The 22,146-nt window shown below is 72.0% G+C and carries 20 protein-coding genes; 16 read left to right on the top strand and 4 right to left on the bottom strand.

Annotation, left to right across the window (positions count from 1 at the left end):
* Positions 1–3 precede the first annotated feature (3 nt).
* From rsmI to AC07F3_RS29715, 10 genes are all read left to right on the top strand, one after another.
* Complete coding sequence (gene rsmI, locus AC07F3_RS29760) at positions 4–891, top strand: 16S rRNA (cytidine(1402)-2'-O)-methyltransferase (protein ID WP_479117503.1); 888 nt, start codon at positions 4–6, stop codon at positions 889–891.
* A 191-nt stretch (positions 892–1,082) separates the two neighbouring features.
* Positions 1,083–1,460, top strand: coding sequence for a hypothetical protein (locus AC07F3_RS29755; protein WP_479117502.1), 378 nt, complete (start codon positions 1,083–1,085; stop codon positions 1,458–1,460).
* A gap of 62 nt (positions 1,461–1,522) precedes the next feature.
* Entirely contained in the window at positions 1,523–2,392 is an 870-nt protein-coding gene (locus AC07F3_RS29750; protein ID WP_479117501.1) for a TatD family hydrolase, read from the top strand.
* Positions 2,393–2,529: 137 nt separating this feature from the next.
* Positions 2,530–3,936, top strand: a complete 1,407-nt coding sequence (locus AC07F3_RS29745; protein ID WP_479117500.1) for a ubiquitin-like domain-containing protein — start codon at positions 2,530–2,532, stop codon at positions 3,934–3,936.
* The gene (gene rsmA / locus AC07F3_RS29740) at positions 3,933–4,796 is read left to right on the top strand and encodes a 16S rRNA (adenine(1518)-N(6)/adenine(1519)-N(6))-dimethyltransferase RsmA (RefSeq protein WP_479117499.1); all 864 of its coding nucleotides are present in this window, start codon (positions 3,933–3,935) and stop codon (positions 4,794–4,796) included. The genes AC07F3_RS29745 and rsmA overlap by 4 nt, the downstream gene beginning before the upstream one ends.
* 263 nt (positions 4,797–5,059) lie before the next feature.
* Positions 5,060–5,962 (top strand): 4-(cytidine 5'-diphospho)-2-C-methyl-D-erythritol kinase, encoded by a 903-nt coding sequence (locus AC07F3_RS29735; RefSeq protein WP_479117498.1) that lies wholly within the window; start codon positions 5,060–5,062, stop codon positions 5,960–5,962.
* 280 nt (positions 5,963–6,242) lie between these two features.
* Positions 6,243–8,048 (top strand): ABC-F family ATP-binding cassette domain-containing protein, encoded by a 1,806-nt coding sequence (locus AC07F3_RS29730; protein WP_479117497.1) that lies wholly within the window; start codon positions 6,243–6,245, stop codon positions 8,046–8,048.
* A 330-nt stretch (positions 8,049–8,378) separates the two neighbouring features.
* Entirely contained in the window at positions 8,379–10,040 is a 1,662-nt protein-coding gene (locus AC07F3_RS29725; RefSeq protein ID WP_479117496.1) for an outer membrane protein assembly factor BamB family protein, read from the top strand.
* Positions 10,041–10,086: 46 nt separating this feature from the next.
* A complete protein-coding gene (locus AC07F3_RS29720) occupies positions 10,087–11,928 on the top strand; it encodes an outer membrane protein assembly factor BamB family protein (RefSeq protein WP_479117495.1) in 1,842 nt (613 codons plus the stop codon).
* Positions 11,929–12,277: 349 nt separating this feature from the next.
* Positions 12,278–12,967 carry a helix-turn-helix transcriptional regulator gene (locus AC07F3_RS29715; protein ID WP_479117494.1) on the top strand — a complete coding sequence of 230 codons (690 nt, stop codon included), beginning with the start codon at positions 12,278–12,280 and terminating at the stop codon, positions 12,965–12,967.
* Between the two features lie 369 nt (positions 12,968–13,336).
* Here the strand turns inward: AC07F3_RS29715 and AC07F3_RS29710 are convergent, their stop codons facing one another.
* Complete coding sequence (locus tag AC07F3_RS29710) at positions 13,337–13,603, bottom strand: hypothetical protein (RefSeq protein WP_479117493.1); 267 nt, start codon at positions 13,601–13,603, stop codon at positions 13,337–13,339.
* Positions 13,604–13,618: 15 nt separating this feature from the next.
* On the bottom strand, positions 13,619–15,289 hold the full coding sequence (locus tag AC07F3_RS29705) for a sodium:solute symporter family protein (RefSeq protein WP_479117492.1): 1,671 nt from the start codon (positions 15,287–15,289) through the stop codon (positions 13,619–13,621).
* A gap of 217 nt (positions 15,290–15,506) precedes the next feature.
* On the opposite strand from AC07F3_RS29705, the gene galT reads away from it, so the two are divergent.
* The 4 genes from galT (at position 15,507) to AC07F3_RS29685 (ending at position 19,005) form a co-directional block, all read left to right on the top strand.
* Positions 15,507–16,562 carry a galactose-1-phosphate uridylyltransferase gene (gene galT, locus AC07F3_RS29700; RefSeq protein WP_479117491.1) on the top strand — a complete coding sequence of 352 codons (1,056 nt, stop codon included), beginning with the start codon at positions 15,507–15,509 and terminating at the stop codon, positions 16,560–16,562.
* Positions 16,559–17,527, top strand: coding sequence for a UDP-glucose 4-epimerase GalE (gene galE, locus AC07F3_RS29695; protein WP_479117490.1), 969 nt, complete (start codon positions 16,559–16,561; stop codon positions 17,525–17,527). Before galT ends, galE begins: the two co-directional genes overlap by 4 nt.
* Positions 17,520–18,665: a galactokinase gene (gene galK, locus AC07F3_RS29690; RefSeq protein WP_479117489.1), complete on the top strand. Its 1,146-nt coding sequence runs from the start codon at positions 17,520–17,522 to the stop codon at positions 18,663–18,665. The genes galE and galK overlap by 8 nt, the downstream gene beginning before the upstream one ends.
* 145 nt (positions 18,666–18,810) lie before the next feature.
* Positions 18,811–19,005, top strand: coding sequence for a hypothetical protein (locus tag AC07F3_RS29685; RefSeq protein ID WP_479117488.1), 195 nt, complete (start codon positions 18,811–18,813; stop codon positions 19,003–19,005).
* Positions 19,006–19,229: 224 nt separating this feature from the next.
* On the opposite strand, the gene AC07F3_RS29680 is transcribed toward AC07F3_RS29685, so the two are convergent.
* Positions 19,230–19,673 (bottom strand): GNAT family N-acetyltransferase, encoded by a 444-nt coding sequence (locus tag AC07F3_RS29680; RefSeq protein ID WP_479117487.1) that lies wholly within the window; start codon positions 19,671–19,673, stop codon positions 19,230–19,232.
* 263 nt (positions 19,674–19,936) lie between these two features.
* On the opposite strand from AC07F3_RS29680, the gene AC07F3_RS29675 reads away from it, so the two are divergent.
* On the top strand, positions 19,937–20,704 hold the full coding sequence (locus tag AC07F3_RS29675) for a LuxR C-terminal-related transcriptional regulator (RefSeq protein ID WP_479117486.1): 768 nt from the start codon (positions 19,937–19,939) through the stop codon (positions 20,702–20,704).
* Here AC07F3_RS29675 and tamR read toward each other — a convergent pair.
* The gene (gene tamR / locus AC07F3_RS29670) at positions 20,663–21,160 is read right to left on the bottom strand and encodes a MarR family transcriptional regulator TamR (RefSeq protein ID WP_053724556.1); all 498 of its coding nucleotides are present in this window, start codon (positions 21,158–21,160) and stop codon (positions 20,663–20,665) included. The genes AC07F3_RS29675 and tamR overlap by 42 nt on opposite strands.
* Positions 21,161–21,291: 131 nt before the next feature.
* Here tamR and AC07F3_RS29665 point away from each other — a divergent pair, with 131 nt between their 5' ends.
* The gene (locus tag AC07F3_RS29665) at positions 21,292–22,143 is read left to right on the top strand and encodes a trans-aconitate 2-methyltransferase (RefSeq protein ID WP_479117485.1); all 852 of its coding nucleotides are present in this window, start codon (positions 21,292–21,294) and stop codon (positions 22,141–22,143) included.
* Positions 22,144–22,146: the final 3 nt, after the last annotated feature.

Raw genomic sequence — 22,146 nt, 5'->3', positions numbered from 1 at the left:
AGGATGGTTCGTGTGACCGGAACACTCGTACTCGCAGGCACCCCCATCGGCGACACCGCGGACGCCCCGCCCCGGCTCGCCGCCGAACTGGAGCGGGCCGACGTCGTCGCCGCCGAGGACACCCGGCGCCTTCGCCGGCTCACCCAGGCGCTCGGCGTGCACACCCAGGGCCGGGTCGTGTCCTACTTCGAGGGCAACGAGTCGGCGCGCACCCCCGAACTCGTCGAGGCCCTCGAAGGCGGCGCCCGGGTGCTGCTCGTGACCGACGCGGGCATGCCCTCGGTCTCCGACCCCGGCTACCGCCTGGTCGCGGCCTGCGTCGAGAAGGACATCAAGGTCACGGCGGTGCCGGGCCCCTCCGCGGTACTCACCGCGCTCGCCCTGTCCGGGCTGCCCGTGGACCGCTTCTGCTTCGAGGGCTTCCTGCCGCGCAAGGCCGGCGAGCGCCTGGGCCGCCTGCGCGAGGTCGCCGACGAGCGGCGCACGCTGGTCTACTTCGAGGCCCCGCACCGGCTCGACGACACCCTGGCCGCGATGGCCGAGGTGTTCGGCGCCGAGCGGCGGGCGGCGGTGTGCCGGGAGCTGACCAAGACGTACGAGGAGGTCAAGCGCGGGCCGCTGAAGGACCTCGCGGTGTGGGCGGCCGAGGGCGTGCGCGGCGAGATCACCGTGGTGGTCGAGGGGGCGCCCGAGACCGGACCGGCCGATCTCGACGCGGCCGAGCTGGTCAGGCGCGTACAGGTGCGCGAGGAGGCGGGGGAGCGGCGCAAGGAGGCCATCGCGGCCGTCGCCGCCGAGACCGGTCTACCCAAGCGCGAGGTCTTCGACGCGGTGGTCGCGGCAAAGAACGCGGCACGTCAGGGCTCCGCGGACAGTAAAGGACTATCGTAAAAAGTAAAACGCAGGCCGCGCACCGGGGCAGGGAAAAGCACGCAGCCCTAGGAAAGGCCAAGACCACGCCAACTCTCGACAGCCCCTGATGCGTTTTGGCAGCGAAAGGCGTCTCCTGGATCGGGGACCTTTCGCCCCCGCTCGCAAGAGCGCTCGCAAGAGCTTGTCCAGCGGACAAGAGGAGCCGGCACATGAGTGAGATCGCTGAGACCACGGCACACGAGGCGTATGCCTTCGCGTGCATGAGGTGTGGATATGGCTGGGAGCAGGCGTACGAGATAGAGCACCACGTAGACGCCACGGGCCAGGCATTCGTCGTCTACAAGGCCAATGGCGACCGGGTGCCCTCCCCGCTGTCCTCGCCCACCTGCCTCAACTGCGGCGGACACGTGGTGCGCATCATGCGCGCCGGGCGGGTGTCGTCCGCGCAGCAGGGGATGATCCAGCACCGCGCGCCCGCGCCCACGCAGCCCGCTCCCCGGGACGGGGCCGACGGGGCCGACGCCACCGTGAAGCCGGAGCACCACTGGCACCTGTCGGATCTCCTGCACCCCTTCCACCGCAAGTGACCGGGGGCGCGTGACCGGGCCGCCCACGGTCCGGCACGCGCGCCTTTCGTAGGATCTGCGGTATGAGTGCCAAGGATGCCCCGCCGCCCCTGCCCGAGCCGCTCGCGGTGGCCGTGGCCGATTCGCACACCCACCTCGACATGCAGGACGGCACGGTCGAACAGGCCCTGGAGAAGGCCGCGGCCGTCGGCGTCACCACCGTGGTCCAGGTGGGCTGCGACGTGAAGGGCTCCCGGTGGGCGGCGGACACCGCCGAGGCGCACGCCGACGTCCACGCCGCCGTCGCGCTGCACCCCAACGAGGCCCCGCGGATCGTGCACGGGGACCCCGACGGCTGGTCGCGCCAGGGAGCGCGCGGCCCCGGCGGCGACGGCGCGCTCGACGAGGCGCTCGCCGAGATCGACCGGCTCGCGGCGCTGCCCTGGGTCAGGGCCGTCGGCGAGACCGGCCTCGACTATTTCCGCACCGGGCCCGAGGGCAAGGCCGCCCAGGAGAGGTCCTTCCGGGCACACATCGAGATCGCCAAACGCCAGGGCAAAGCGCTCGTCATTCACGATCGCGAGGCGCACGCCGATGTGCTGCGCATCCTGCGTGAGGAAGGCGCCCCCGAACGGACCGTGTTCCACTGTTATTCCGGTGACGCGGAAATGGCCGAAATCTGCGCCGAATCCGGGTACTTCATGTCCTTCGCGGGAAACGTGACCTTCAAAAACGCCCAGCCCCTGCGCGACGCTCTCGCGGTCGCCCCGCTGGAACTCGTTCTCGTCGAGACCGACGCGCCGTTCCTCACGCCGGCGCCGTACCGCGGACGGCCCAATGCGCCGTATCTCATTCCGGTCACGGTGCGCGCCATGGCGGCCGTGAAGGGCCTCGGCGAAGACGTGCTGGCCGCGGCGATCGCGGACAACACCGCGCGCGCGTTTGATTACTGAGCGATAACGGGAACGCGCCTCCCTCCGGGTGGCGCGCAGGGTAGTGCCACGACACTGCGTAGTCGAGTTGCTTTGGAGAGTGACCGTCGCTCCGCTAGTCTCCCGGCCCGCACCATCGGACCGGACCCTGGAGCGTCGTGAGCAATTCACAGGGCAGTCACCGTGCCGCACGCGGCGGCCACCGCGCCGCGACCGCCACGGCCACGCCGCCTTACGGGGTGGCAGCGCCCGCCGGCCCGGCTCCCGCGCCCCCCGCAGGACCCCCCGCGCCCCGCTACGGGGGCCACCCGGCCGCGTACGCCGACCACGAGACCCAGATCGCCCCGCTCCCCGTCCCCGAACCCCGCGAGCCCGCACCGGACGGACGCGAACGCCCGGGCCGCGCCGAGGGCGAGGCGGCCGGGCGGGCCGGGGCGCGCCGGGCGGCCCGGCGCCGCAAGACCTCCGGCGGGCCCGACGCGCTGCGCCGCCTCCTCCCGCAGGCCCTCGTCGTGGCCTTCCTGGCGGGCGGCACCTCCGCCTTCCTCGCCACCGACAAGGCCGTCAAGCTCACGGTCGACGGCGTGCCCCGCACCATGCACACCTTCGCCGACAGCGTCGAGGAACTCCTCGCCGACGAACACGTGCCGGTCGGCGCCCACGACATCGTGGCGCCGGGCCCGGGTGCCGCGCTCGCCGGGGGCGACGAGGTCGTGGTGCGCTACGGCCGCCCCGTCCAGCTCACCCTCGACGGGCAGCGCCGCCAGGTGTGGACCACCGCGCGCACCGTGGACGGCGCCCTGCGCCAGCTCGGCGTGCGCGCCGAGGGCGCCTACCTGTCGGCGTCCCGCTCCTCGGAGATCGGCCGCGCGGGCCTCACCCTCGACGTACGCACCGAACGCTCGGTGACCTTCCTCGCCGACGGGCGCGAGCGCACCCTGCGCACCAACGCGGCCACCGTCGCCGAGGCCCTCCAGGAAGCCGGGATCTCCCTCCAGGGCCAGGACACCACCTCCGTGCCGCCCTCCTCCTTCCCGCGCGACGGGCAGACCGTGACCGTCATGCGGATCAGCGGCACCAAGGAGGTGCGCGAGGAGCCCATCGCCTTCAAGGTCGAGAAGACCAAGGACGCCACCCTGTTCGCGGGCACCCAGGTCGTGGTCCGCCAGGGGCGGCAGGGCGCCCGCCGGGTCACCTACGCGCTGCGTACCGTCAACGGCGTCAGACAGAAGCCGAAGAAGATCGCCGAGGAGGTCGTCCGCGCCCCGGTCACCCAGCAGGTCAAGGTCGGCACCAAGGCGCCGCCGTCCTCCGTCGGCGGCGCCGACCACCTCAACTGGAGCGGCCTGGCCCACTGCGAGTCCGGCGGACGCCCCGGCGCCCTCGACCCGTCGGGCACCTACGGCGGGCTCTACCAGTTCGACGCGGGCACCTGGCACGCGCTCGGCGGCAGCGGGCGGCCCGAGCAGGCACCGGCCGGCGAGCAGACGTACCGGGCGAAGAAGCTCTTCGTGACCCGGGGGTCGAGCCCGTGGCCGCACTGCGGCCGTAGGCTGTATCGGTGAGCACCACTGAGCCCGACGCACTCCTTACCCCCGCCGACATCCGTGAACTGGCCGCCGCGCTTGGCGTACGCCCCACCAAGCAGCGCGGTCAGAACTTCGTCATCGACGCCAACACGGTCCGCCGCATCGTGCGCACCGCCGAGGTCCGCCCCGACGACGTGGTGGTGGAGGTGGGCCCGGGTCTGGGCTCGCTGACCCTGGCGCTCCTGGAGGCGGCCGAGCGGGTGGTGGCCGTCGAGATCGACGACGTCCTCGCGGCCGCGCTGCCCGCGACGATCGCGGCGCGGATGCCGGCCCGGGCCGACCGCTTCGCCCTGGTCCACTCCGACGCGATGCTCGTCCAGGACCTCCCCGGCCCCGCCCCCACCGCCCTTGTGGCGAACCTCCCCTACAACGTGGCGGTCCCGGTCCTGCTCCACATGCTGGGCCGCTTCCCGAGCATCGAGCGCACCCTGGTGATGGTCCAGGCCGAGGTCGCCGACCGGCTCGCCGCGAAGCCCGGCAACAAGGTGTACGGGGTGCCGTCGGTCAAGGCGAACTGGTACGCGGAGGTCAAGCGGGCCGGGTCCATCGGGCGGAACGTGTTCTGGCCCGCGCCGAACGTCGACTCCGGGCTGGTGTCGCTGGTGCGCCGTGCCGCCCCGGTGGCGACGACGGCCTCCCGGGCCGAGGTGTTCGCGGTGGTCGACGCGGCGTTCGCGCAGCGCCGCAAGACGCTGCGGGCGGCGCTCTCGGGGTGGGCCGGTTCGCCTGCCGCGGCGGAGGCGGCGCTGGTCGCGGCCGGGGTCTCTCCGCAGGCGCGGGGCGAGGCGTTGACGGTGGAGGAATTCGCCGCGATCGCCGAACACCACCCGAGCTGAGCCCCCCTGCACCCCTCCCGGGGCTCCGCCCCGGACCCCGTTCGCGCCTGAACGGCGCTCGTCCTCAAACGCCGGACGGGCTAAAGATGCCAGCACTGGCCCGCACCAGTACTGATAGGGGCGCGGGGAACTGCGCGAGTAGCCACGTGCGGTCCGCAGGTGACGACCGGCGCGCAGGACTGCGCGGGCAGGCCGCATCGACAGGGGGCCGCGGTGGGCATTCCGTGAGGGAGAATCGGGGCGTCCGTACCAGAAGGAGCCCCGTGACCCCCCGCACCGTCACCGCCCGCGTCCCCGCCAAGGTCAACGCCCAGCTCGGCGTCGGCCCCGCCCGGCCGGACGGGTTTCACGACCTCGCCAACGTCTTCCTCGCGGTCGGCCTCTACGACACCGTCACGGTGACCCCCGCCGAAGAGCTCCGCGTGACCTGCGCGGGCCCGGACGCCGCCCAGGTCCCCCTGGACCGTACGAACCTGGCCGCCCGGGCCGCCGAACTCCTCGCCGCCCGGCACGGGATCGAGCCCCGCGTGCACCTCCACATCGACAAGGACATCCCCGTCGCGGGCGGCATGGCGGGCGGCAGCGCGGACGGCGCGGGCGCGCTCCTCGCCTGCGACGCGCTCTGGGGAACGAACGCCTCCCGCGCCGAACTCCTCGACATCTGTGCCGAGTTGGGCAGCGACGTACCCTTCGGCCTCGTCGGCGGCGCCGCCCTCGGCACCGGCCGCGGCGAGAAGCTGACCCCCCTCGAAGTCGGCGGGGCCTTCCACTGGGTGTTCGCGGTGGCCGACGGCGGACTCTCCACCCCGGCCGTGTACCGCGAGTTCGACCGCCTCACCCCGGACGCCACCGAACCCGTCGCCTCACCCGCCCTGCTCGACGCGCTCCGTACCGGCGACACGAAGGCGCTCGCGGGCGCCCTCTCCAACGACCTCCAGGCCGCCGCGCTGTCCCTGCGCCCCGCGCTCGCGGACACCCTCGCGGCGGGCACGGCCGCGGGCGCGCTCGCCGCCCTGGTCTCGGGCTCGGGCCCGACCACGGCGTTCCTGTGCGCCGACCCGGAGACCGCCCGCACCGTCGCGACCGCCCTGACCGCCTCGGGCACCTGCCGCACCGCCCGGACCGCCTCGTCCCCGGCCCCGGGGGCCACCCTGGTGACCGGCTGAGGACAGAGCTCGTCGATCGCCGTGAGATCCAGGTCGATGACAGGTCGGTGACGTAGGGTCTGGCGACCTTGAGCCGGTCGCGCTGCGTGCCCAGGTGCACGTACGCCCTGGTGAGCGGGTCCAGCGAGTCCGGCGTGTTCGACCGGGTCGACCGGCCGGGGCGCCCCTGGTCAGGCCGCCGGCTCAACCCGCGCGCGATCCCCGATCGGCCACCGAAGGCGGGCCGGCCGCTCGCGGCGACTACCCTGGACGACGATCCATCCCCCTGCTCAGGAGTGAAATGGCCGTCAACCTGGTCAATGTCGAGGCAGTCAGCAAGGTGTACGGGACCCGTGCCCTGCTCGACGGCGTTTCCCTCGGCGTCTCCGAAGGGGACCGGATCGGCGTCGTCGGGCGCAACGGCGACGGCAAGACCACCCTGATCCGGATGCTCGCCCAGCTGGAGGAGCCCGACACCGGCCGGGTCACGCACGTGGGCGGCCTGCGGCTCGGCGTGCTCACCCAGCACGACTCGCTCGACCCCCGGGCCACCGTCCGGCACGAGGTCATCGGCGACCTCGCCGACCACGAGTGGGCGGGCAACGCCAAGATCCGCGACGTTCTGACCGGCCTGTTCGGCGGGCTCGACCTGCCCGGCTTCGCCCAGGGCCTGGACACCGTCATCGCCCCGCTGTCCGGCGGTGAGCGGCGCCGCATCGCGCTGGCCAAGCTGCTCATCGGCGAGCCGGACCTGATCGTGCTCGACGAGCCGACCAACCACCTCGACGTCGAGGGCATCGCGTGGCTGGCCCGGCACCTCCAGGCCCGCCGGTCCGCGCTCGTCTGCGTCACCCACGACCGCTGGTTCCTCGACCAGGTCTGCACCCGCATGTGGGACGTCCAGCGCGGCTCCGTCTTCGAGTACGAGGGCGGCTACTCCGACTACGTCTTCGCCCGCGCCGAGCGCGAGCGGATCGCGGCGACGGAGGAGGCCAAGCGGCAGAACCTGATGCGCAAGGAGCTGGCCTGGCTGCGCCGCGGCGCCCCGGCCCGCACCTCCAAGCCGCGCTACCGCATCGAGGCCGCCAACGAGCTCATCGCCGACGTGCCGCCGCCGCGCGACACCAGCGAGCTGATGAAGTTCGCCAATGCCCGGCTCGGCAAGACCGTCTTCGACCTGGAGGACGTGAGTGTCCAGGCGGGCGAGAAGCTGCTGCTCAAGCACCTCACCTGGCAGCTCGGCCCCGGCGACCGCATCGGCCTGGTCGGCGTGAACGGCGCGGGCAAGACCTCGCTGCTCCGCGCGCTCGCCGAGGCCTGGCGAACCGCGGGCGAGGCGCAGCCCGCCGCGGGCAGGGTCGTCGTAGGCAAGACCGTGAAGCTCGCATACCTCTCCCAGGACGTCGCCGAACTCCCGCCCGCGCTGCGGGTGTTGGAGGCCGTCCAGCAGATCCGGGACCGCGTCGACCTCGGCAAGGGCCGCGAGATGACCGCAGGCCAGCTCTGCGAGCAGTTCGGCTTCTCGAAGGAGAAGCAGTGGACGCCGGTCGGGGACCTCTCCGGCGGTGAGCGCAGGCGGCTCCAGCTGCTGCGGCTGCTCATGGACGAGCCCAACGTGCTCTTCCTCGACGAGCCCACCAACGACCTCGACATCGAGACGCTGACCCAGCTGGAGGACCTCCTCGACGGCTGGCCCGGCTCCATGGTCGTCATCTCCCACGACCGGTTCTTCATCGAGCGCACCACCGACCACGTGTGGGCGCTGCTCGGCGACGCCACGCTGCGGATGCTGCCGCGCGGCATCGACGAGTACCTGGAGCGGCGCCGCCGGATGATCGAATCCGCTCCGGCCCCGGCCGCGGCCCCCGCCACCAAGCCCGCGAGCACCGTCTCCGCGCAGGACGCCCGCGCCGCGAAGAAGGAACTCCAGAAGGTGGAGCGGCAGCTCAACAAGATCTCCGACCGCGAGACACATCTGCACGCGCAAATCGCCGATAACGCCACGGACTTCGAGAAGGTGGCGAAACTGGATGCCGAGCTGCGCGAACTGATCGCCGAGCGCGACGAGTTGGAGATGCGCTGGCTCGAACTGGCCGAGGAGGCCTGAGGCACACGCGTACGGACGTCGTGCGGCGCTTGCGTAGAGACGCCGTACAGAGTCAGTAACGGCGGCATTACGGGCCGGTTCTCCCTTGGGAACAGGGGTGGACCGGCCCGTGGTGTGCGGTGCTCCGAGTGATAGAAAGTAGCTCCGTTCGACTGACGTAAAGACGCAAAGACGCAAATTCGGGGGTATCTCGCTGTGACTCAGCCGCCCAGTCCGCAGCCACCGCAGGGGGGCTTCGGGGCACCGCAGGACAAGCCTCAGGGACCGCCGCCCCCGCCTCAGGGGCCGCCGCCGCAGATGCCGCCCGCGCCACCGGCCCAGCCGCCGCAGATGCCGCCGACCCCGCCGGCCGGCGCGCCGGGCTACGGCTACCCGCAGGCGCCCCCGCCGCAGCCCGGCTACGGCTACCCGGCGGCCCCGGGCCAGGCTCCGACGCAGGGCAACCCCTACGCGCAGACCCAGCAGGGCGGTTACGGCTACCCGGGCCAGCCGCAGTACCCGGGCGCCCCGATGCCGCCGCAGGACGGTGGCGGCAAGAACCCCTTCAAGGGCAAGCCCGCGGCGATCGTGGCCGCGGCGGTCGCGGGCCTCCTGGTCATCGGCGGCGGCGTGTACTTCGCGACGAGCGGCGGGGGCGACGACAAGAAGCCGGTGGCCGACAAGAGCAACGGCGCTCTGCCGTCCGGTTCGCCCTCCGTCGACAAGGGCGACGGCAAGGGCAACGGGGGCAGCGACTCCAACGACATCAACGGCGGGATCAAGCCCGGCGAGGCCCGGGTCTGGCTGCACGAGAACGAGACCCCGCTGACCCAGAACGGCGCCGAGCAGTACGGCCCCTGGCGCCTGGGCGACGTCGTCGTCAAGGCCATGTACAAGGAGATCGTCGGCTACGCGGTGGGCGACGGCCAGGAGAAGTGGAAGGTGTCCCTGGACACCCCCATCTGCGGCGCACCGCACGACACCACCGCGGACGGAAAGATCGTCTTCGGCGTCCAGGAGAACAACACCAAGGACGCCAAGTGCAACCAGCTCCAGCAGGTCGACCTCGCGGGCGGCAAGGCGGGCTGGAAGACGGCGGTGCCGTCCGAGGGCCTCTTCGACATCATGACCGGCTTCGACATGGCGATCACCGGCAACACGGTGACGTTGGCCCGCATGGGCGGCGCGAGCGGCTTCTCCGTCACCGACGGCAAGAAGCTCTTCGGCACCCCGAAGACCGGCAACTGCAGCGCGGACGCGTTCGCGGGCGGCCCCAAGCTCATCTCGGTCAGCACCTGCAACGACCCCAACGACACCAGCATGGACGCCCCGCGGTCGGAGCTCCTCCAGGAGCTCGACCCGGCCACCGGCAAGTCCAAGTGGAACTACCAGTACGACAAGGGCTGGTCGATCCGGCGCGTCTACTCGATGGACCCGCTGGTCGTCTACGCCGCCAACAAGGACAAGAAGACGTGGAACATCTCCACCTTCACCCCTGACGGCAAGATCCGCTCGCAGGTCGACTCCAAGTCGCAGCTGACCGCGAACTGCAGCGGCTTCGGCATCATCGCCCGCCAGCTCCAGGACTGCTCGGGCACGGCCGCCGACGCCAACACCCTCTACATCTCCACCGAGGGCAAGGACAGCGGCGAGCTCGGCGTCGGCCGCAGCAACGACGTGGTGGCCATCGACCTCGGCACGGGCAAGGAGAAGTGGCACGCGGCCGCCCCCAAGGGCCGCATGATGCAGCCGCTGGCCGTCGAGGGCGGCAAGGTCGTGGTCTACATCGAGCCCGGCATCGACAACGAGGGCGCCGCGGTCGCGACCCTGGCCCCGACCGGCGGCAGCCCCACGATCACGTTGCAGAGCCCGGGTGCCGCCGCCGGGACCGAGCAGAGTTTCTACAGCCCGCGCGTGGCGTGGGCGGGCGGCCGGTTCTTCCTCCTGAACGGGCGGGTCAGCACCCCCAAGGCCGACAAGAAGGACAACGCGATCCTGTCGTTCGGCAAGTGACGCCCCAACTCCCCGTTCCCGCCTTCCAGTCAGAGGTCCCTCCGGCATGAGCCAGCCACCCCAGCCACCGCAGCAGCCCCCGCGGCCCGAGGACGCGCCCCAGGGCTTCGGCGCCCCGCAGCAGCCCCCGGCCCCCGGGTTCGGCGCACCCCAGGAGCCCCCGGCCGGCGGCTTCGGCGCACCCACCCCGCCGCCGCCCGCAGGGCCGCCGAGCACCCCGCCGCCCCCGGCCTACGGCTACCCGCAGACGCCCGGCACCCCGCCGCCCGCGGCCCCGCCCGGCTACGGCTACCCGCAGACCCCGCAGCAGCAGCCCGGCTACGGCTACCCGGGCCAGCCCGGGCAGCCCGGCCCGGCGGGGTACGGATACCCGGCCCAGCCGCCCACCCAGCCGATGCAGCCGCAGCCCGGGATGCCGGGCGCGCCGGGCCCCGGCGGCGGCAAGAAGCTCAACGCGCAGCTCACGATCATCATCGCGGCGGTCGTCGCGGTGGCCCTGATCGTCGGCGGCGGCATCTGGTACGCCACCAAGGACAACGGCAAGAGCGACGCCAAGTCCGGTGACACCGGCGGCGCCAAGGGCGACACCGGCGGCAGCGCGACCGGTGGCGGCGGCAAGGAGAAGGCGCCCGCCAACACCTCCGCCAAGGTGCTCTTCCAGACGCCCCAGCCCAAGGTCACCGACCTCACCGCGGTGCACGGCTCCTGGCTCACCGACAAGGTGTACGCCAAGTCCGGCGTCAAGGAGATCGTCGGCTACGACCCCGCCAAGGGCACCCAGCTCTGGAAGCTCCCGCTGACCGGCAACGTCTGCGAGTCGACCACGCACGTCTCGGCCGACGGCAAGACCGCGTTCGCCTTCGAGACCCAGGAGAACGGCGCCAAGGTCGCCTCCTGCACCGAGGTCGCGGGCCTCGACCTCACCACCGGCAAGCTGCTGTGGCAGGCCGACATCAAGGGCGCCAACGGCGACCGCAAGACCCGCTTCGACGAGGTCACCCTCGGCGCGGGCACCGTCGCGGCCGGCGGCCTCGACGGCGGCGCGGCCTGGGACCTGAACACCGGCAAGGAACTGTGGAAGCCCACCACCACCGCCGACCAGTGCGAGGACGTCGGCTACGGCGGCGGTGACGCGCTCGTGGCCGTCCGCAAGTGCGGCGACTACCAGAAGCCCACCATCAACATCCAGCCGCTCGACCCCAAGACCGGTCAGCCCGTCTCCACGTACAAGATGATGCCCGGCATCCAGTACGCCCACATCGTCTCCACCAGCCCGCTGGTGCTCGCCGCCGACGTCGGCGACAGCGCGGGCGACGGCAGCGGCATCTCGGACTTCTTCTCCGTCGACGCCAAGACGGGCAAGCTGCTCGCCCGCATCCCGGCGCCCGGCGACAAGTACGCGGCCAGCTGCGACAGCACCTCCGTCGAGAAGTGCACGATGGTCGCGGCCGGCAACGGCAAGCTGTACGTGCCGACCGAGCAGCACGAGAACGCCGGGGGCTCCGGCTCCATCGGCCGCACCAACGAGATCGTCGCCTTCGACCTCGCCACCGGCCGGCCCGTGCCCGGCAAGACCGACGCGGGCGACGGCTACACGCTGTACCCGATGCGCATGGACGGCAACAACGTCATCGCCTACAAGGATGCCCCGTACGACAAGGGCACCCAGGTCGTCAGCATCGACGGCGGCAGCCTCAAGTCGACGCTGCTCCTGGAGAACCCGGCCGACCGGGCGGTCCGCGACGCGATCACGTCGTTCTCGCCGAAGTACTCCGAGATGCTCTACGGCAACGGCCGCCTGTACCTGGGCGCGGTCCTGCTGAGCAAGCCGTACTCGGCGAGCGACGCCGACAAGAAGTTCCTGTTCATGGCGACCGGCACCGGCTGAGTCGCGGACGGCGAAGGCCCCGGCGGCGGAGTTCCTCTCCACCGCCGGGGCCTTCGGCATTTCCCGCGCCTTTTTCGGCCACGCGTTCCCCTCGCAGGTCCGGGGCGCGCAAAGGGGCGGGAGCCGGGCCGAGTTCGCCTCTTTACTTCCCCTCGTACTTCCCCGTACTTCCTCAACCGGGCCTGAATGCCGGAGAATTCGGCATTCCGGGGGCTTCTGGCCGGTAAGCGGCGCGCGGCGTCGAACAAGCGTGTAGCTTGCCGGGGCAGAAGGGGCCGGGGACCGGGGGTCCGAGTGGGCTGCCCCCGGCTCGAAGAGCTGGGGGGCCCGGGGGGATGGGGGTAGCTCGATGGGCGTGCGGCTCATGGTGGTCGACGACCACCGGCTGCTCGCCGAGGCACTCGCCTCGGCGCTGAAACTGCGGGGCCACCGGGTGCTCGCCGCGGCCGCTCCGGTCGCCGGGGCCGCCGAACTGGTGGTGAGCCGGGCGCCCGAGGTGTGCCTGCTCGGCACGGCCTCGCCCGCCGAACCGGGGGTGTTCGACCCGATCGTACGCATCAAACGGGAGCGGCCGCAGGTGGCCGTGGTGGTCCTCGGTCCGGTGCCGAACCCGCGCGGGATCGCGGCGGCGTTCGCGGCCGGGGCGTCCGGCTACGTGCGGCACGACGAGCGCATCGAGGGCGTCGAGCGGGCGATGGTGAAGGCCAGGGCGGGGGAGGCGGCGGTCGCGCCGCAACTCCTCCAGGGCGCCTTCGCCGAGCTCCTCAACCCGGCGGCCCAGCCCGACGACGAGGGCCAGCGGCTGCTGCATCTGCTGACCCCGCGCGAGGTGGAGGTCCTGGTCCGGGTCGCCGACGGCGAGGACACCCGGCTGATCGCGGCGGGCATGGGCATAGCCCCCTCCACGGCCCGCACCCATGTGCAGCGGGTCCTGATGAAACTGGGCGTCGGCTCCCGCCTGGAGGCCGCGGCCCTGGCCGCCCGCACGGGCCTCCTGGACCGCGCGACCCAGCCACCCGCCCCGTCGGAGACGCCCTAGCGGCCGGGCGCTTCCGCGTGCGCGGGGCTGTGGCGCCGCTTGCACGGAGCGCGTCGTGGTGCGGCTCCCCGCTTGTTCGGCTGCGGACCGTGGGGGCCGTTCGCGCAGTTCCCCGCGCCCCTTGACCCCGCTTCAGCCTGCGGACCGTGCCCGCTTGCTCGCGCAGTTCCTCGCGCCCCTTGACCCCGCTTGGCCTGCGGACCGTGCCCGCTGGCCCGCGCAGTTCCCCGCGCCCCTTGGCGGGGCTGTGGGCAGTGCTGTTCAGGGGCGCGGGGAACTGCGCGAACAGCCACCATCGACCCGCACTCGATCGCTGAGCCATCGGCGGGCCGAGGCGGGCGGGGGCCGCTGGGAGTGGCCGCGAGGCTCTCACTCCTCCCGGGAGGGCATGGGGCGGAGTTTCAGCCAGGTCAGGAAGAACAGGCCCAGGGCCAGCATGCCCAGGCCGGTCCAGAGGTTGATGTTGATCCCCTGCGCCTTCTGAAGGTCCGCGTCGGAGGCGAACACCCCCGCCCCGCCGACGATCACCCCGTACAGGGTGAACAGCCCCCCGATGATCCGGCGGATGTCGAAGAGCCGGGCGGCGGACGCCGACTTCTGCTCCAACTCGGAGACTTCACGCTGCAGTTCGGACATGTCAGGACCTCCGGTTCAGAACGAGTACGGGACGTAGCAGAGCGCGGCCAGCACGATCGCGCCCCAGCCGAGCAGGGCGGGCCGGCGGTACCAGGCGCTGTCGCCCTCGGCGGGCGGCTCCTCGACGCCGGGGGACTTCGTTCCGTACACCAGCCCCGCGAGCTCGGCCGCGGGCTTGGGCGCCGTGAACAGCGAGACCGCCACCATCACCACCGCGCCCGCCACGAACCCGACGATGGCGGAGACGAAGTTGGCGCCCTGGTCGGTCGGGATCGAGATGACGCCCTGCTTGTAGATCCAGAAGTAGTTGACCATCGCGGCCGAGGTGCCCGCGAACAGCCCCCACACCCCGGACTTCACCGACGCCCGCTTCCAGAACATGCCGATCACGAAGACCACGAACATCGGCACGTTGAAGAAGGAGAACAGGGTCTGGAGGTAGCCCATGATGTTGGAGAAGGAGGAGGCGATGAACGCCGTGCCGATGGAGGCCAGCACGCCGATCGCCGTGATCAGGCGGCCGAATCGCAGGTAGTACGCGTCCGGCCGGTCCTTCTTCACATACTTGGCCCAGATGTCGTACGTGAACACCGTGTTGAACGAGGACACGTTGGCCGCCATGCCCGCCATGAACGCGGCGAGCAGACCGGTGACCGCGATGCCGAGCACACCGTTGGGCAGCAGCTCCTGCATGAGGAGCGGGATCGCGTCGTTGTAGGTGAGCGACGAGCCCGGGGTGCCGATCTTGGGGACCAGGACCGCCGCGACCAGGCCCGGGATCATCACCAGGAACACGATGAACATCTTCGGGAACGCGGCGATCAGCGGGGTCCGCCGGGCCGCGCTGAGGTTCTTCGCGGACAGCGCGCGCTGCACCTCGGCGAAGTTGGTCGTCCAGTAGCCGAACGAGAGCACGAAGCCGAGGCCGAGCACGATGGTCAGCCAGTTGGCGCCCAGCGGGTTGGCCTGGCCGATGCCGGTGCCGCCCCACGCGGACAGGAAGTTGTCGCCGTGGCTGGCCTTGAGCGAGCCGGTGAGGCCGTCCCAGCCGCCGACGCGCTTGAGGCCGAGGATGGTCAGCGGTATGAGCGCGGCCAGGATCACGAAGAACTGGAGCACCTCGTTGTAGATCGCCGAGGAGAGCCCGCCGATGGTGATGTAGGCGAGCACGAAGACCCCGGCGACGACGATCGCCACCCACTGCGGCCAGCCGAGCAGCGCCTCCACGACGATCGAGAGGGCGTACAGGTTGACGCCCGCGATCAGTACCGCGGCGAAGGCGAAGAGCACCGAGGCGAGCAGGTGCGCCGACCTGTCGAAGCGCTGGAGCAGGAACTCCGGTACGGAGCGGACCTTCGAGCCGTAGTAGAAGGGCATCATCACGAGCCCCAGGAAGACCATCGCCGGGATCGCGCCGATCCAGTACCAGTGCACGACCGCGACGCCGTACTGGGCGCCGGTCGCGGACATGCCCAGGATCTCTGTGGCGCCGAGGTTGGCGGCGACGAAGGCGAGACCGGTCACCCAGGCCGGCAGTGAACGGCCCGACAGGAAGAAGTCGAGGCTGGTCTTCACGCTGGCGCGGGCGGCGAAGCCGATGCCCAGGACGACGATGAAGTAGATCGCCAGAATCGTGTAGTCGAGCCCGTTGGTGGGGAGCCGGAGCCCCGCGGCCAGGTATTGCATGCGTACTCGCTTCGTCGCGCTTACTGATCCGGACGGGAACCTACGCCTCGATGTTCAGAAACTGAACAGTTTTGATGAGATTGTTTGTTTGATTGTGATCGAGCGTGGCCAGGCCCCCGAGCACGGCCGTCGATAGCAACCGCTTGCGCGCCCATTGACGGAGCCTGTTGGCTTGTGGTTTGTTGTGTGCGGTTCTGTTGGATAGTGGAGGTTGCAGGTGAAGAAGACGTCGACCCGGCTCGCCGACGGTCGTGAGCTGCTCTACTACGACTCCCGTGACGACCTCGTACGGGACGAGACGGACCGGCGCCCGCTCGACCCGGTGTCGACCGCGTCCGAGACCCGCCGCGATCCGCTGCTCGGCGACACGGTGGTCGTGGCCTCCCACCGCCAGGGCCGCACCTACCACCCGCCCGCCGACGCATGCCCCCTGTGCCCCTCACGCGAGGGGCGCCACAGCGAGATCCCGGCCGCCGACTACGACGTCGTCGTCTTCGAGAACCGCTTCCCCTCCCTCGCGGGCGACTCCGGCCGCTGCGAGGTCGTCTGCTTCACCTCCGACCACGACGCCTCCTTCGCCGACCTCTCCGAGGAGCAGGCCGCCCTCGTCCTGGAGGCCTGGACCGACCGCACCGCCGAACTCGCCGAACTCCCGCAGGTCCAGCAGGTGTTCTGCTTCGAGAACCGGGGCGCCGAGATCGGCGTGACCCTCGGCCATCCGCACGGCCAGATCTACGGCTACCCCTTCACCACCCCCCGCACCGCCCTCATGCTGCGCTCGCTCGCCGAACACCGCGAGCGCACGGGCGGCCGCAACCTCTTCGACGACGTGGTGGAGCGCGAACTCGCCGACCGCGCCCGGGTGGTCCTGGAGGGCGAACACTGGGTGGCGTTCGTGCCGTACGCCGCCCACTGGCCCTACGAGGTGCACCTCTACCCCAAGCGGCGGGTGCCGGACCTGCGGGCCCTGGACGACGCGGCGCGCACAGAGTTCCCACAGATCTATCTGGAACTCTTGAGGCGCTTCGACCGGATCTTCGGGCCCGACGAGCCGCCCACCCCCTACATCGCCGCCTGGCACCAGGCGCCGTTCCGCGGCGAGGAGGCGCTCGACCGGGCCGAGTTCGGGCTCCATCTCGAGCTTTTCACCATCCGACGCACTTCCGGCAAGCTGAAGTACCTCGCGGGTTCCGAGTCCGGCATGAGCGTGTTCATCAACGACGTGCCGCCGGAGGCCGCGGCCGAGCGACTGCGAGAGGTGGCAAGCGAGTGAGCAAGTACCTGGTGACGGGTGGTGCGGGCTACGTGGGCAGCGTGGTGGCGGCCCACCTGGTCGAGGCCGGTCACGACGTGACCGTCCTGGACGACCTCTCGACGGGTTTCCGCGAGGCCGTCCCGGCCGGGGCCGCGTTCATCGAGGCCCGCGTCCAGGACGCGGCCGCCCGGCTCGACCCCTCCTTCGACGCCGTCCTCCACTTCGCGGCGTTCTCGCAGGTGGGCGAGTCGGTCGCGGCCCCCGAGAAGTACTGGGCGAACAACGTCGGCGGCACGATGGCGCTGCTCGGCGCGATGCGGGACGCGGGCGTGCGCAAGCTGGTCTTCTCCTCCACCGCCGCCACCTACGGCGAGCCGGTCTCGACCCCCGTCACCGAGACCGACCCCACCGCCCCGACCAGCCCCTACGGCGCCTCCAAGCTGGCGGTCGACCACATGATCGCGGGCGAGTGCGCGGCCCACGGCCTGGCCGCGGTGTCGCTGCGGTACTTCAACGTGGCGGGCGCCTACGGGGACAGCGGCGAGCGCCACGACCCGGAGTCGCACCTGATCCCGCTGGTCCTCCAAGTCGCCCTGGGCAAGCGGGAGTCCATCTCCATCTATGGCGACGACTACCCGACCCCGGACGGCACCTGCGTACGGGACTACATCCACGTGGCGGACCTGGCCGAGGCCCATCTGCTCGCCCTGGACGCGGCGGCGCCGGGCGAGCACCTGGTCTGCAACCTGGGCAACGGGAACGGGTTCTCGGTCCGCGAGGTCGTCGAGACCGTACGCAAGGTGACCGGCCACCCCGTTCCCGAGGTCGTGGCGGGGCGGCGCGGCGGCGACCCGGCCGTCCTGGTGGCCTCCGCGGCGCGCGCCCACGAACGCCTGGGCTGGCGGCCCTCGCGCGCCGACCTCGCCGCAATCGTGGCGGACGCCTGGGCGTTCGCGAGGCGCTCGGAGCACACGGATGAGTGAAGTGGCCATCTCCTTCCGGGAGTTGTACGGGCACGAGCCGGACGGGGTGTGGGCGGCGCCCGGCCGGGTCAACCTCATCGGCGAGTACACCGACTTCAACGAGGGCTTCGTCATGCCGCTCGCGCTGCCGCACACGGCGGTCGCGGCGGTGTCCCGGCGTACGGACGGGGTGCTGAGGATCCACTCGGCGGACATCGAGGGCCCCGTGGTGGAGCTCCGCCCCGACGAGCTGACCCCGCTGTCCGGCGCGGGCTGGGCGGCCTACCCGGCGGGCGTGGTGTGGGCGCTGCGCCAGGCGGGGCACGAGGTGCCCGGCGCCGACCTCCACCTGCGCTCGACGGTGCCGACGGGCGCGGGCCTCTCCTCGTCGGCGGCCCTTGAGGTCGTCACCGCCCTGGCCCTGCGCGACCTCTACGAACTGCCGCTGTCCCTGCCGGAGTTGGCCTCGCTCGCGCAACGGGCCGAGAACGACTTCGTCGGGGTCCCCTGCGGGATCATGGACCAGACGGCGTCGGCGTGCTGCACCGAGGGCCATGTGCTGCACCTGGACGCCCGGGACCTGTCCCGGCGCCAGATCCCCTTCGACCTGCCCGCGCACGGGCTGCGGCTGCTCGTCGTCGACACCCGCGTACAGCACGCGCTGGGCGACGGCGCGTACGCCGAACGGCGCGCCGGCTGCGAACGCGGCGCGCGGGAGCTGGGAGTACGGACCCTGCGCGAAGTCCCCTACGCGCACCTCCCCACCGCGCTCGCCGAGCTGACCTCGCCGCTCGTTCGGGACTACGTGCGCCACGTGGTGAGCGACAACGAGCGGGTGGCGCGGGTGGCGTCGCTGCTCGCGGCGGGCGAGGTCCGCGAGGTCGGCCCCGTCCTCACCGAGGGCCACGCCTCCCTGCGGGACGACCTGCGGGTTTCCTGCGCGGAGCTGGACCTGGTGGTGGAGACGTCGGTGGCGTCCGGGGCGCTGGGGGCCCGGATGACGGGCGGGGGGTTCGGGGGCTCGGCGATCGTGCTGGTGGAGGAGGGCGGGGTGGAGCCGGTGACGAAGTCCCTGACCGCGACCTTCGAGCAGGCCGGTCTGACCCGTCCGAGAGTGTTCGAGGCGACCCCGTCAGCAGGCGCCCGCCGCCTGACCTGACCCTCCCCCTCCCGGGTGGCGGCCCCGATCCCCGCCACCCGCACGGCCCCTCCCGAACCCGCTCGCTTCCGCGGGCCCGGCGCGGCCGCTCGCGCCCACGGTCCCCGAGCGGCCGGGCCGCCCCACGCCCGTCGACCGTACGGCGTTGGTCGCGCAGTTCCCCGCGCCCCTCGACTCGATGTCGGCCTTGCACCGTGCGTGGTTGCTCGCGCCGTTCCTCGCGCCCCTTTCAGGCCGTCCTTCGCCCGGCCACCGTGCGTGGCCGCTCGCGCAGTTCCCCGCGCCCCTGGCGGTACTGGTGCTGGCCCGCATGGGGCATTTCAGCCTGTCCGGCGATTGAGGACGAGCGCCGTTCAGGCGCGAACGGGGGTGTGGGGGCGGAGCCCCCGCCGGGGTTCGAGGGGCGGAGCCCCTCGGGGGGTCTGGGGCGCAGCCCCAGGAGCGGAACCATCCAACCCCTTGCACGGGCGGGCGGGTGGGCAACCCCCCGGGGTCCGGGGCGGAGCCCCGGGTGGGGGGCCTGGGGGTGCAACCCTCAGCGGAGCCCCAGGGGTGCCGGCACCGTCAGGGGAGGCGTTTGGTCAGGGTGTACTCCGTCACCCCGGGCGGATAGTCGGGGATGGCCGCCACCACCTCGTACCCCCGCTTGCGGTAAAAGCCGGGCGCCTGGAAGTCCCACGTCTCGACCCGGGAAAACCCGCACCCCCGCTCGGAGCGGGCCAACTCCTCGGCCTGCGAAAGGAGTTGGGTGCCGAGCCCCGCCGCCCGCACCCCCGCGTCGATCCACAGGAGGTCGACATGGAGCCACCCCGCCCACGTGCGCCCCACCAGGCCCCCCGCCAGCAGCCCGTCCTCGTTCAACCCCCAGACGTGAAGCGGAACTTCCTTCTCCGACGCCGTCCCCCGCAGCGCGCGCAGCACGGGAGAGCGCTCGGTGTTGGTGTCGTGCAGCCGTCGCCCCAGCTGCATCTGCCGGTCCTTGTCCACTTCTGTCTCGATACGAAACATGGAACTCACCCTAAACATTCGGGCACGCCAAGTAGCCGTACGGGTTCAATCAGTTCTGCAAAGTGCCTTCCCCTCACCGCCCACAGCCCTACGCTGATGCACAGCACCGGTGGGGGCCGGTGTTGATCAGGGGGCGAGACAGTCGGGTACGTCGCCCGGGGTGGGGTAGTACTCAGTGCACGGCGGCGGCCGTGCGACTGCGGTGATCCCGGCTCCGGGCGCCGTACCCGTACCGGTCCGTCCCCCGACCCTGGGGGTGTCACTTGGTACGTATCCGAGTTCTGGTGGTGGACGACCACCGCATCTTCGCCGAGTCGCTCGCCGCGGCCCTGGCCGCGGAGCCCGACGTGGACGTCGCCGCCGCGGGCAGCGGCCCCGCGGCGCTGCGCTGCCTGGAGCGGGGCGCCGCCGAGGGCCGCAGATTCGATGTGATGCTCGTCGACGCCGACTTGGGAACGTCGGCGACGGTCCCGGTGGCCCGCGCGGTGCCCGACGGCGGCGGCGCGGAGGGCCTGGTGGACGGCATCTCCCTGGTCGCGGGCGTCCGTACGGGCCAGCCCGCGGTGCGCACCGTCGTACTCGCCGAGAAGGACGACCCGCGCCGCGCGGCCCTCGCCCTCCAGGCCGGCGCCTGCGGCTGGGTCGCCAAGGACTGCTCCCTGCAACGGCTGCTCGCCGTCATCCGGGGCGTACTGCGCGACGAGACGCATCTGCCGCCCGCCCTGCTCACGGGCGTGCTGCGCGAGCTGACGGCGGCCCGCAAGCACCGTACGGAGTCCGAGCGGCTGGTGGAGTCGCTGACCCCGCGCGAGCGCGAGGTGCTGCGCTGCATGGTGGCCGGGCTCGGCCGCAAGGCGGTCGCGGAGCGGCTGTTCCTGTCCCCGCACACCGTGCGCACCCACATGCAGAACGTGCTCGGCAAGCTCGGCGTGCACTCCACGCTCGCGGCGGTCGCGCTGGCCCGCCGGGCGGGCGTGGGCCCGGTCGACCTAGCCGGGGATGTTGTCGAACGGGGCGGTCAACTGGCGTAGCAGCGCCGCCAGTTCGCCCCGCTGGTTCCGGCTGAGCTCGCCGAGGATGGCGCGCTCCTGCTCCAGGAGACCGGCCAGTGCCTGGTCGGCCCGGTCGCGCCCCTCGGGGGTGAGCCGGACCAGCACCCCGCGCCGGTCGCTGGGGTCGGGCAGCCGCTCGACCAGGCCCTTCTTGGCGAGCCGGTCGATCCGGTTGGTCATGGTGCCCGAGGTGACCAGCGTCTGGGTCAGCAGCTGGCCGGGGGAGAGCTGGTAGGGCGCGCCCGCGCGCCGCAGCGACGTCAGCACGTCGAACTCCCAGGGCTCCAGGCTGTGCTCGGCGAACGCCAGCCTGCGGGCCCGGTCGAGATGGCGGGCCAGCCTGCTGACCCGGCTGAGCACCTCGAGTGGTTCCACGTCGAGGTCCGGGCGCTCTCGGCGCCATGCTGCGACCAATCGGTCGACCTCGTCCTCCATGGCGATCAGTGTAGAGGGTCTGTCGACGTGAAGTCTCTTGACGTCAAGATATATATCGAGCCACCATTGGGCATGCAGGGGCCGGGACCCTGTTCCGCTTCGGTCAGCCGCACCTGCAAGGGGGCTCGAACATGCATTCCGATTCGCCGTCGACCACCGCACAGACCCAGCCACCGGTCTGGGATCCGCAGCAATATCTGCGGCACGCGGGGCACCGCACCCGGCCGTTCCTCGACCTGCTCAACCGCATACCGGAACTCCCCGCGACCGGTGGCCTCTCGCCCCGGATCGCCGACCTCGGCTGCGGCCCCGGCAATGTGACCGCCCGCCTCGCCGACCGCTGGCCCGACGCCCGCATCACCGGCTTCGACCTGTCGCCGCAGATGCTCGCCCAGGCCGACAAGGACTACGCGGGCACCACCGCGGGCGGCGGCTGGCTCGATTTCCAGGTCGCCGACGCCGCGCACTGGGTGCCCGGCGAACCGTACGACCTGATCGTCTCCAACGCGGCCCTCCAGTGGGTTCCCAACCACCCCGAGTCGTTCCCCGCCTGGCTCGACGGCCTCAGCCCCGGCGGCACCCTCGCCTTCCAGGTCCCCGGCAACTTCACCTCGCCCAGCCACGCGATCCTCGCCGAGCTCTGCGCCTCCCCGCGCTGGCGCCACCGCCTCGACGACCACGGCCGCCGCTACGTCCATATCCTCGAACCCGCCGACTACCTCACCCGCCTCGCCGATCTCGGCTGCGAGACCGATGTCTGGGAAACCGTCTACCACCAGCTGCTCACCGGCCAGGACCCCATCCTCGACTGGGTGAAGGGCACCGCCCTGCGCCCCGTGCTCACCGCCCTCGACGGGGATCAGGAGGCCATTGACGCCCTGCTCGCCGAATACCGCGACCGGCTGCGCGAGGCCTACCCGCCGGGCCCGCACGGCACGGTCTTCCCGTTCCGCCGCATCTTCGCCGTCGCCAGGAAGAAATAGCCG

The organism is Streptomyces sp. NPDC045846, assembly GCF_056431605.1.
Note: the sequence above shows the minus strand (reverse complement) of the source record. Positions and strands in the feature narration are given on the sequence as shown.